The 12958-nt window shown below is 72.2% G+C and carries 1 protein-coding gene (only partly in view); it reads left to right on the forward strand.

Going from position 1 to position 12958, the window contains the following annotated elements:
• A protein-coding gene (locus AC3A46_RS13585; protein WP_487665661.1) for a hypothetical protein crosses the window boundary here: on the forward strand, positions 1-12958 show its beginning. It continues 15932 nt past the right edge of the window; 12958 of the gene's 28890 nt are visible here — the first part of the coding sequence; it begins with the start codon at positions 1-3; its stop codon lies off the right edge, out of view.

Consider the following 12958-nt stretch of genomic DNA (forward strand, 5'->3'; position numbering starts at 1 on the left):
GTGGCGTTCGGAATGCTCGCGTATGCGACGGCGATCGCCGTCGCCGTGAGCATTGCGATCCCCTTCGGCACGCCCGCGAACGCCGCGGCTGCGACGGTCACCGTCGCGCGCGACTCCGCCCCGACGCCGGCATCCGCACCCGCGGCACCGGAGCTCTCGGTGAGCGGCGGGGAGGCGGCATCCGCGTCCGGCGAGATGGTCGGGCAACCGGCCGCGCTCGACGTGCGGCCCTTCGAGGCGACGGACGTCGCTCCGACGGAGCCGGTGCCCGCCGAGACGGCACCCGCCGAGCCCGCACCCGCACCGGAACCGGCGCCTGCTCCCGCGCCCGATCCCGCCCCCGCGCCCGATCCCGCCCCGGCGGTCGATCCTGCGCCGGCCCCCGTCGAGCCACAGGTCGTCGAGCCGGCACCGTCCGCTCCCGCCCCGTCCGCGCCCGCGGCCCCGGCCGAGCCTGCTTCCGTCGAGCCCGTTCCGGCCGAGCCTGCTCCGGCGGCTCCTGCAGCGCCCGCCCCATGGGTGATCACGATGTCGGGAACCTCGTCGTCACTGGTCTTCCGCGGCGACGGCACCGTGACGTTCGAGGGCGTGACCCGGTCGCTCTCCGAGATCTCCGTGATCCGCGTCACCGGCACATCCGGCGACGACACTTTCACGATCGACTTCGGCGGTGCCGATCCCGCCATCACAGTCGGGTTCGACGGAGCTGCCGGATTCGACACGCTCGCCATCCGCGGCGCGGGCGGCTTCACCTCGCAGCCGTCGGACGGCTCCAGCGGCGTGATGCTGTTCGGTTCGGCCCGCGTCGAGTACGCGGGCATCGAGCCGATCGTCGCCGACAACGACCCCGGCGCCGGTGTCGACTTCGCCCTCGCCGACGATAAGGACGACGATGCGGTCCTCGAGGCGGGGCCGGCAGCGGGCCAGCTGCAGCTGCGCAGCGCCAACGGCACCTTCGAGACCACGACGTTCACCGCGCCGATCGGCACGGGCACCGTGCTGAAGATCACGGGCGGCGGAGGACGTGACTCGCTCACCATCGCGGACGTGCTGAACCTCGTGTTCGCCGCGTTCCTCGCGGAGTTCGAGACGATCACCGTCACCGGCTCGCTGAGCGCGGGTGACATCACGCTCACCGCGGCCGAGAGCAACACCGACGGCATCCCGGTGAACGTCCCCGACTGCACGGACTTCGACGACTTCAGTCTCACGGAATGCCTCGACCACGATGCCGACGCGTCGGTCATCGTCGACGGAGGGTCGCTCACCGCGACGGGCGACGGCGGGGCGGCCACCGGCAGCATCACGCTGACGGCCACGGCCACCGTCGTGCCCGACGCGACCGCCGGCACCGCCTATCTCGTGCTCGCGGCCGCCGACGCCATCGTGGACGTGCGCGGCGGCGCGACCATCACGGCGTCCGGGGACTTCACCGCCACCGCCACCGCCACGGTCGGGCCCGTCACCCTCATCAAGGACTACGGCGACGCCGCGTTCGTCACCTCGAACGCCTCGGCCACCGTCGGCGGCGACGCGGTCGTCGACGTCGACGGCGCGGCGACGATCTCGGCCACCTCGACAGTGGACGTCGGCGCGACGCCGCAGACCGATCCGTCGAAGGACGAGGACCCGCTGTCGAGCGACTTCGACGCGGCTGTCGCGATCCTGAGCGTCACGGCGAGCGCCCTCGGGAAGGTCACGGGGAACGCGCGCATGATCGTCGGGGGAGCGCTCGGGATCGAGGCTGCCAACAGCGCCACGCTCAACGCCGTCGGCGACGCGCACGAGGCGGGAAGCGGCGCGGGCGTCGCGATCGCGCACCTGTCGCAGACCACCGACGCCGCCATCGACTCGACCAACGCGACCGGCTCGACGGCGGCGTCCCTGACGATCCTCGCGTCGCAGACGGCCGACGTCACCGCCACCGCGAAGGCCAGCCCCGGCGGCGCGTCGCAGAACAACAAGAACTCGAACGGCGCCGGACGCGGCAACGGCCAGGCGAGCACCAGCGACGGAGGCATCGGCGTCTCCGGCGCCTTCGGCATGGCGCTCACCGCCTCGCAGACCACCGGCCGGATCGTCGGCGCCAAGGTCGCGACGACCGGCGCGCAGAAGGTCACGGCACGGGGGAAGAACACCATCGCCGTCACCGGCGACGGCGGCACCACGACGGGCAGCGGCGGCGCGAGCGGCAACGGTGTGGGGATCGGCATCGCCCTCCTGATCACCGACCTCTCGACCCGGGCCTTCGTCCAGGGCGGCGCGATCGACGCTGCCGGCGGGCTCACCATCGCCGCCGAGGGCCCCGACGCCGGGGACTCGTCGTTCACCGCCACCGCGGTCTCGGGCAAGAAGACCTCGGGCGGCTCGATCGCCGTGGCAGGATCCTTCGCCCTCGCCAAGATCGACGCGCTGACCTCGGCCACGATCGACGGTGCCGGCTCGTTCGCCGACCGGGCAGTGAGCATCACGGCGCGCGGCGCGCACAAGAGCACGGCCAAGGCGACGGCCAAGCAGGAGCTCGGGGGAGACAACGGCAGCGCCGTCGGAGCCGGGGCCTCCGTCGCGCTGAGTCTCATCCGCGACGACATCGTCGCGGCGATCGGCGCAGGTGCCTCACCCTCCGGCATCGGCGTCCTGACGATGACGGCGACCGGCGCAGACGACGCCACCACGGCGACCGTCGGCGGATCGGACGGCGGCACCAGTGCGACCCTCACCGGCGTCGCGAGCATCGCGATCCACAACGTCCGCACGTTCGCCGGAGTCCTCGCGGGGCCGGCTCTCACGCTCGGATCGCTGGCCGCCACCGCCACCCAGACCGCCAAGGCGACGACGAGCGCCACCGGCGCGACGAACGCGGGCGCAGGATCGTCGCTGGCCATGACCATCTCGTTCGCTCTGACGTCCGCAGATCACGAGGTCGAGGCATCCGTCGCCCGTGCCGTCACCGCGACCGGCGACGTCGGTCTCACCGCTGACGGCACGTCCACGACGGCCACGGCCGCCGAGGCGAGCGCCACCGGCGCGCCCGCCGAGAACCAGGGCGGCGGCAACGCCGGCAGCGACAACGTCAACACGAAGTCCGACGCGAAGCTCGGCAACGCCGCGGGCCGCACCAGCGGTGGCGCGGGCGGCGGCTCGACCACGCCGCAGGCGAAGAACGAGGACGGCACCAGCGTGAGCGTCGCCGCCGCGATCGCGTTCAATCTCGTCACCTCGGTGGCGCGCGCCATGCTGCTGCCGGGCGCGTCTGTCTCCACCGGCGGCACTCTCAGCTTCGTGGCTCGGGCCGACACCGATGCCTCGGCCTCGGCCAAGGGCACGGCGACGAACTCGTCGACCGTCGGCATCGGCGCCGCGGTCGCGGTCAACAAGGTCACGATCACCACCGAAGCCGGCGTGGGCGTCGGCGCGGGCGTGCAGGCGTCGGGTCTCACGATCACGGCTCAGATGAAGGACGCGGGAACCCACACCACGCTGGCGGTCGCCGAAGCGGGTGCCTCGCACACCGACGGCACGCTCGGCGTGGCCGCGGCCTTCGCCCTCAACATCGTCAACGAGAGCACCCGCGCGGTCCTCGACGCCGACGGCTCGAACTCGCCCTTCCCGGGGCCCGGGCAGATCCCGGGCGTCGTCATCACGGGCGGCGGCGCGGTGTCGATCAGCGCCGGGTCGAAGTCGAACGACAAGGCCTCCGCGAAGGCCACGCAGTCCGGGGACGGCACCGTCGGCATCGGGGCCGCCGTCGCCCTGAACCTGCCGACGCACCTGGTGTACGCGGGCATCAGCCAGGCCGCCGACCCGACCCGCGGCCCTCCCCTCACAGGAGCAGGCGCCGTCAGCATCACCGCCACGCACGATGTCGTGCTCACCACCGAAGGCGAGGCCGGCGCAGCCTCCGCCACGGTCAGCGTGACCCCCTCGGTCGCCATCCTCCTCGCGGTCATCCGCACCAGCGCCTCGGTCGGCAAGGGCTCCGCTCCGCTCAGCGCGTCGAGCATCACCGCCTCCGCCACCCAGACCGTCACCGCCGACACCACGGCGAAGGGCTCGACGGTCGCCGGCAGCACCGCCGGCATCGGCATCTCGCTCGCCCTCGCCATCCTCGACGACGTCTCGTCCACCTCGGGCAGCGACCGCAGCCTCACCACCACCGGCGCGGTCTCGTTCACCGCGACCCAGCGCATCGACGCCAAGACCACCGCGAAGGCCGCGGCCCAGGGCGCCAAGCCGTCGGAGGGCAAGGACTCCGGCGGCAAGGACGTCAACGAGAAGGCCGACGACAACCTCGGCAACGCGAAGTCCACGAAGTCCGCCAACGGCGGCGGCAGCACCTCCACGACGCAGACGCCGAAGGCGGCGACCGGTCAGAACTCCAGCGGCTCCTCGAGCGGCAACTCGGTGTCGATCGCCGGCGCGATCGCCATCGCCGTCGTCTCGGGAACGGTGACGGCGCGGTTCGCCGACGGCATCGCCGTCGCGGCGGGCGGAGCGGTGTCGCTCATCGCCCGCGGCGACACCGACTCGCTCGCCGATGCACGCGGCGACACGGCGACGAAGGGCTCCGTGGGTGTCGGGGCCGGCGTCGCCGTGCAGGCCGTCGACATCACGGTCCGTGCCACGACGGGGGCATCGGCGATCACGGCGACGGGGCTCACCGTGATCGCCGAGATGCTCGACGGCGACACCGACGACGTCGTGCGCCGCTGGAACGACGTCGCGAAGCGCTGGGAGACCGTCGAATCCGGCGAGCAGCTGCCCGGCCCGAGCGAGGGCGATCTGATCTTCGTCAAGACGAACGCCGACGGCGACGACGTGTCGGGCGGCGACGACGGGCTGTACAAGTACTCCGGCGGCAGCTGGAGCATGGAGACCGACGTCAGCCTCACCGGCACCGTCGACACGCTGCCCGCCTCGGTCGTCAACGGCAACTGGTATGTCCTCGACGCCGAGAAGGACGGCCACCCGGCCGGCAGCGTCTGGAAGGGCGAGGGCGGCGCATGGGTGTTCGTCACGAAGAACACCGTGGTCGAGAAGTCGCAGCTGCCGACCGACCAGATCGCCGAAGACACCTGGTTCGAGCTCACGAAGGCCGACGGCGCGAACACGGTGGGCTTCTACAAGCGCAACGGCAGCCACGCCTGGGTGAAGCAGAACGGCGTCACCGTCGGCGACGGCGACGCCGTGCCGACGAGCCCCGCCGCCGACCAGCTGTTCCGGCTGTTCGAGCACGAGATCGTGTCGACCGCGCGCGCCGGAGCGAGCAAGTCCACGAGCGTCGGCGTCGCCGGCGCCCTCGCCATCAACGTCCTGAGCAGCACCATCGAAGCGCTGGTGCCGGCCGGAGCCGTGGTCACGCTCTCGTCCGGGGCATCCGTCATCCGCGCCCAGAGCAACGAGCGCGACGCGGCCACCGCCACCAGCAAGGCGAAGGTGGGTTCGGCGACGGGCGTCGGCGCCTCGTTCGCGCTGCAGGTCATCGACGGCAGCGACGTGACCGCCCGCATCTCGGGCGGCTTCAGCGGGGGCGGCGCACTCACCGTCTCGGCCGCCGGGTTCCGCGACCTCGCGACCAAGGCCGAGGGCGGCACCGCGGGCGATACGGCGGTCACGCCCGTGGTCGCCCTCGTGATCAGCGTGGACGACCACGTGACCGCGCGCATCGCCGGCGGCGCCGCGACGGTGCAGACCGGCGCGGTCGTCGTGCGGGCAACGCACGTGACGTGGATCGCGACGGAGGCCAACGCGGATGCGGCGGGCAAGAGCACCGCGGTCGGAGCCACCGTCGTCGTCAACGCGGTCGTCGGATGGGACACGCTCGCCGAGATCGCCCGGAACGTGCAGGGGACCGCGGTCACCGTCGAAGCGGTGTCGGAGGTGCGGTCCGAAGCGAAGGCCGTCGCGAGCGCGAAGGGCGCCGAAAGCGGGGGCAAGTCGGGCGACGACGAGTCGAAGGACGCCGTCGGCGGCTCGAACCCGAACACGCAGGGCACCAAGAGCGACACGAACTCGATGCCGACCTCCAACGGGGGCACGAACGGCTCGAACGGCGCGTCCGGCGCGAACGGCCAGTCCTCGAGCCAGTCCGGCACCGGCAGCGGGTCGACGCAGGTCGGCGCGGCGGTCGCGGTGAACTGGGTGGTGGCGACGAGCACGGCGCGCATCGCCGCGAACGTGACCGTGACGGCGCTGAGCGGCGCGGTCACGGTGCAGAGCCTCCTCGCCGCGAACGCGCGGGCGCTCGCGATGGGATCGGCTATCGACCTGCAGTCCAGCGGCACGCGAGTGGGCGCCGCCATCAGCCTGAACGTGCAGGACATCACGACGCGCGCCGAGATCGGCACCGACGCCACGGTCAGCGGCAACGGCGGCGTGATCGTCCGCGCCTCGACCCCGCTGGTGTCGAACGCGCCGTCGCGCGACGATTTCGTCGCCTGGGCCTTCGCCGCCGGAGGCGGCCAGAGCACGTCGTTCGCCGGCAGCGCGGCGGTGCAGATCCTGCTGCTCACGACCGAGGCGAAGGTGGGCGCGGGTGCGACCCTCCAGGCGGCGAACGGCGCGATCACCGTCTTCGCCGGCCAGCGCTTCGGGTTCCAGAACCTCGCGATCGCGGGCGCGCTCTCCACCGACAGCGGTGCGGCCATCGGCGGGGCGTTCTCGGTCAACTACTTCGAGATCACCACGACCGCGGCGATCGAGTCGGGCACCGCGGCCGGCTCCGTCACGACGACGAACGCCGCGGGCGCGACATCCGTGTCGGCCACCACCGCGGTCGAGCCGCTGGTCCCTGAGGTGCCGAAGCCGCTCGCCGGCAAGATCGACTGGCTGAAACTGTCGTCGGTCGCGATCGCCGGCGGTGCGAGCAACGACGGCGCGGCCGTCACCGGCGCGTTCATCGTCGACATCTTCGACATCGACACCCGCGCCTGGATCGGCGACGGCGCGCAGGTGAACCAGACGATCGCGGGCGGCGCCGGCCAGTCGGTGACGGTGCACGCCGAGGACTCGCTCGACGTCGTCGACGTCGGCGGCACCCTGGCACTCAGCCAGAGCTCGGCGAGCGTCGGCATCACGGTCGTCGTCGTGGTCGCCAACTCCAACGTGCGGGCGTGGATCGGGTCCTCCGCCGATGTCGACGCCGGCGGCTCGGTCACCGTCGAGGCGAAGGGCACGGAGGACTGGTTCCTCCTCGCGATCGCCGGCGGCGTGAGCCTCAATTCCGTCGCCGTGACCGGCGCGGTCATCGTCTTCGTCTTCGACCAGGGGGGCTCCGACCCGAAGGTACGTGCCCACATCGGCGCGAACAGCACCGTCCACGCGACGGGCGCTGTGACCGTGGCCGCGAGCCGCGAGATGGAGGCCGACGTCGCGGCGGGCAACCTCGCGGTCGGCGGCGGCTCCGCGGGCGTCGGAGCATCAGCCGTCGTCGTAGTCCGCGGCAGCACCGTGGAGGCGGAAGTGGGCGCGGGCGCCGACGTCCAGGCGGGCGGCGCGGGACTCACGGTCTCGGCCACCCAGTCCGCGGATCTGCTGCTTCTCGCAGTCGGCGGCTCAGGCGGCGGCACGGCGGGCGTCGCGGGCTCCGTCGTCGTCAACACGACGACGGACGTGACGAAGGCGAGCCTGCTCGGCAGCGTGAGCCAGCCCACGACGAACGTGGCAGTGAAGGCGCAGGACGACACGACGATCCTGTCGCTCGCGGGGCAGCTCACCTACGGCGGCACCGCCGGCGTGGGCGCGGGCGTCGACGTCGAGGTGCTGAACAAGACAACCGAGGCCTGGATCGGGAAGGATGCCGTGGTCCGGGGCTCCGGCAACCTCACGGTCGACGCCATCTCGACCGAGGGGATCGACTCGATCTCGGTCGGAGGCGGCTTCGGCGGCACCGCGGCGGTCAACGTCAACGCCGGTGTCTCCGTCATCAACATCACGACCCGCGCGTACGTGCAGGACGGCACGTCGGCCTCCGACCGCGCAGACCTCGAGGTGTCGGGGAGCGTCCGGGTCGCAGCATCCGATCGCCTCCGTCTCAACGTCATCGCGGGCAACATCTCGGGCGGCGGCACCGCGGCGGTCGGCGCCGCGGTCGCCGTTCCCGTCGTCACCAAGAGCACGCGGTCGTTCATCGGGGCGTTCTCCCGCGTGATCGGCCTCGGGAACGGCTCGGCGCTCGACGTCGTCACGGGCGGGTACACCGTCACGACGCAGGACACGCGTTTCGACCCGTCGGTCGCCCTCGAGGGCGGCGGGGTCATCAACCTCGGCTTCGCGCACGGCTTCCACAACGGCGACGAGGTCATCTACGACTCGGGCTACGGTGCGAACATCGCGGGGCTCGACGACACCCCCGGCGACGAGGTCACTGCGCAGCAGGTGTACTACGTCGAGGTCGTCGACGCGTTCCGCGTCAAGCTGCACCACCAGCAGAACCTGCAGGACGCCGCGATCGGCGTCTCGGGCGGCACCGGCGAGAGCCACCGCCTCATACCGACCGACCAGGCCGGCGTCCGCAAGGACGACTCGCTCCGCTTCAACCCGCTGAAGGCCGGCGCGATCGGCGCGGGCGGGCTCATCACCCTCCCGTACGATCACGGCTTCAGCGACGGCGACACCGTCGTCTACAGCTCCGGCGGCGGCCTCCCGATCTCGGGCCTCGTCGACGGCGGAACGTACTACGCCGAGACGAGCGGTCTCGCCGCGAACCAGCTGAAGCTGCGGAACAAGCCCGAAGACAAGGGCGGCGTGATCCTCACCGGACTCGGCACCGTGAACACGACGGGTCGCGGGCACAGCATCGTGAAGAGCGGCGTCACCCCCGGCGGCGACGCGAGCGCCTACGGGCCGCGGGTCGTCGAGCTGTCGACCGACACCTTCCGCGGCGTCGCGGTCACCGCGAGCAGCAGCGACGACATCGCCGTCGTCGGCATCTCGGCCGGAGTCGCCGGCACCGCGGCGGTCAACCTCGCCGGTGCGGTGAACGTCGACAACGTCCACACGTACGCATGGATCGGCGACAGCGCGCGCGTCAACTGCAACGCAGACTGCAGTGCGGCGACGGCCGGATCGAGCACCGCGCAGAGCGTGCTCGTCGCGGCGGCGAGCCAGTTCTACCACCTGGGCATCGCCGGGGCGCTGTCGATCGCGGGCAGCGCCGCGGTGGCCATCCCCGTCGGCGTCCGCGTCGTCAACCTCAACACCCGGGCCCACGTCGGCAGCGGTGCGATCGTCCGGGCGCGCGGGGACATCGCCGTGACCGCGCGGGCGAAGGACGCCGTCGTCTCGGTCGTGGTCGGCGCCGGCGGCGGCACGGTGGGCGTCGCGGCCACGGTCGCCGTCTCGATCCTCAACACCAAGACGTACGCCTGCACGGGCACGCCCGCGGGCGACGCCGCGACCTGCACCTCCGGCGGAGCGACGCTGCGCGCCGGCAACAACGTGCTCGTCCTCGCGAGCGACGACACGAAGGCGATCCTCATCACCGCCGCCATCGCGGGCGGAGTGGTCGGTGTCGGAGCAGCTGTCGGCATCGCGCTGCTCACGAAGGACACGCAGGCCTCTCTCGGCGCAGGATCGGTGGTGGATGCCGCGGCCACGGGCGCAGGGCTCCCCGATGTGTACGCGGGCACGATCACGGGCGACCGCTTCGACCGCTACGGCGTCGGCACCCCGTTCCACGGCGTCGCCATCCAGGCGTCCAGCTCGGAGGATGTCTTCGGGCTCGTGCCGGCGATCGGCGGCGGGTTCGTCGGCGTCGCGGGCGGCATCGCCGTCACGCTGCTCCGCGTCACCACCAAGGCCTTCATCGCGGCCGGCAGCCTCGTGAACACGCTCGCCGGAGCCTCCGCCGCGCAGTCGGTGAACGTGTCGGCGGTCGACCGCTTCAAGTCCCTGACGATCGCCGGCGGCGCGGCGGGCGGATTCGTCGGCGTGGCGGGCGGCATCGACATCGGCATCGCCGACACCAGCGTGCAGGCGGCGATCGGCACCGGCGCCACGGTGCAGGCGAACGACGACGTCGAGGTCTTCGCGCTGTCGGTGAAGGACGTCAGCTCGATCGCGGTGAGCATCGCGGGCGGCGCCGTGGGCCTCGCGATCTCGCTGTCGATCTGGGCGATCGGCGTGCAGCAGTCGGGCACCTACCACCAGGCCGACGGCGGCCGGTTCCGGGGCGACTACAGCTCGACGGTCGCGAACGACGCCGACCTGTTCTACCTCAAGGGCGACGTCGTCACCCACGGCGGCAAGCGCTGGGCGGCGACGATCGACCACGCGAACGACACCCCCGGCACCAGCGGCGAGTGGGAGGGCGAGACGGATGCTGCGCCCACCGCGAAGGACAACACCGACGAAGCCGACTCCATCGCCAAGGGCGACGGCGGCTACAAGGACGCGCTCAACGGCACCACCAGCACGCGGACCTTCACCGCGTGGAGCAACGCGGTCTCGTACGACAAGGACGACGCGAGCTCGTACGTGACCTTCAACGGGCACAAGTACCGCCCCACCGGGAACTCCACGACCGTGGGCGCCTCGCCCGAGGCCAAGCCGTCGGAGTGGGTCATGATCGACGGCGAGGAGAAGACGAACTCGCGCGTCGACGCCGCCATGGCAGGCGCCTCGTCGGGCATCGCGGGTGCCGCTCCGACCACGGGACTCACCGCCGACGCCCTCGCGATCCCGCCGGCCGGCGGGACGACGGCATCCATCGACGGCATCATCAGCGCGGGCCGGTCGGTGCGCGTGTGGGCGATCGACGACCTCGAGATCCTCGGCATCGCGGGTGCGATCGGCGGCGGCTTCGTCGGCGGCGGCGGATCGGTGCTGGTGCTGAACATCCGCAGCAACACCGAGGCATCCGTCGGCCGGAACGCCCAGATCACGGCGGGCGCCGGAGGGTCCGACGAGATCAGCGTGCGCGCGGTCATGACCGAGCACGGACTCGGCTTCGGCCTCGCCGCAGGCGGTGGCTTCGTCGGCATCGGCGGTCAGGTGACCGTCATCAAGGACACCAGCCGGCAATTCGCACACATCGACTCCGGGGCTCAGCTGCGCCGGGCCGGAGGCCGGGTGCTGCTCGAGTCCGTCGCGAACCGCTCGCTCGAGGTCTACTCGATCGGTGTCGCAGTCGGTGCAGGAGCCGTCGGGTTCGCCATCGCGTACGTCAGCGTCGACGGCGACAACCGCGCGGTGAGCGGCTACGACCCGGCGACGGCCCTCGAGAACGGCACCGTGGCGGTCGGGGCAGGCGGCGTGGTCGGAAAGTACGAGGCGAAGGTCACCGACAACGTGACGGTGACGGCACTCGGCATCTCGCTGGCGGGCGGCGCGGTCGGCATCGGCGGCGTGCTCACCTTCGTCGAACTGGGCGGCACGGCGCGCGCATCGGCGGCGCCCGTCGGCACGATCGGCGCGGGCGGCGTCTCGGTCACGGCCGACGGCACCCGGACGGTCGGCGTCACGACGCTGAACGTCACAGTCGGCGCCTTCGCGCTCGGCGTGACGGTGGCGCGCGCGAACTCCTCGCGACACCTCGAATCGGCGCTGCGCGGGAACACCACGACGACCGGGCAGGTGACGGTCCGCGCGACCGCCGACAACGAGGCGAGCGTGACGGCGCCCGCGGGCGGTGGCGGAGGCGTCAGCGTCCAGATCCAGGTCGTGTTCGCGGTGCTGTCGGGTCACACCCTCGCCGAGGTCGCCGGAAGCATCACGAACGCGTCGGGCATCACCGTCGAGGCGGATGCCGAGAACCGGGCCACGTCCGACACCTTCATGGGCGGGATCGCCCTCATCGGACTCGCCGGCGCGTGGGCGAGCGTCGAGGTCACGTCCGGCGCGTGGGTGCGTGCGACCGTGGCCAGTGGCACGCTGAACTCCACCGGCATCATCGCGGTGACCGCGAAGACCCACGGCGACGGCAGCTTCGCGAAAGCGGTCGTCGACGCGATCTCGGGCGGACTCATCGACCTCAAGGCCATGATCGCGATCGCCGAGGTCGACAACGAGGTCGCCGCGACCATGAACGGCGCCGTCACCGGGGCGACGGCGGTTCGAGTGCGCGCGACCGCCGGCAGCACAGCCGAAGCACGCGTGCTGACCGCGGCCATCGCGCTGGTGAGCCTGGCGATCGGCGCGGCCTACGCGCATGTGAGCGGCGAGACGTTCGCCCGTGGTGCGGGCTCGCTCGGTGCGAGCGGCGCGGACTACGACTTCACCGCGACGTCCACGAACCGCGCCACGGCGTTCTCGAACGTCATCACGGGCGGCTTCCTCGGTGGTGTCGCCGTGTCGGCGCCCGTCGCCGAGATCGGTGCGCAGACCGGGGCGGACTGGAGCGGCACCGTCACCTCGGGTCACGACCTCACCGTCGAGGCGGACGCCGACAACGAGGCCACCGCGACGGCCAAGGTGCTGTCGACGGGCATCATCGGGGTCTCGGGTGCCGAGGGCAAGGCGACGATCACGGCATCGACGGTGACGTCGGCCGTCGTCGGGGACGCTGCCGAGATCTCGGGTCTCACCGGCAAGCTGCTCCTCGACGCCCACGCCGACAACGACGCCACCGCGATCGCCGGCGGCAAGGGCATCGGTGCCGTGAGCATCGGGGTGATGTTCCCGAACGCCTCCAGCTTCGCCGTCACGAAGGCGCAGCTGATCGGTGATGTCGGCACGACGACAGTCGATCCGGCCGTCGGCACCGTGGGTATCGCCGGAGCGGGTTCGATGGAGGTCAGGGCCATCGGGCAGGACTCGACCACGGCCAGCGTCGACAGCCTCAGCATCGGGCTTCTCGCGGTCTCGGCCTCCTCCGCCGATGCGACCACGAAGTCCGAGGTGCGCGCCACGATCGGCGGCGGCGAGGTCACGGCCTCCGGCGACGTGACGGTGCTCGCACAGTCGCTGGCCGACGCCGACTCCTACGCCGACGCGACCTCCGGCGGCCTCATCGACATCC

This window comes from Microbacterium sp. Soil_C_42 (assembly GCF_057656735.1).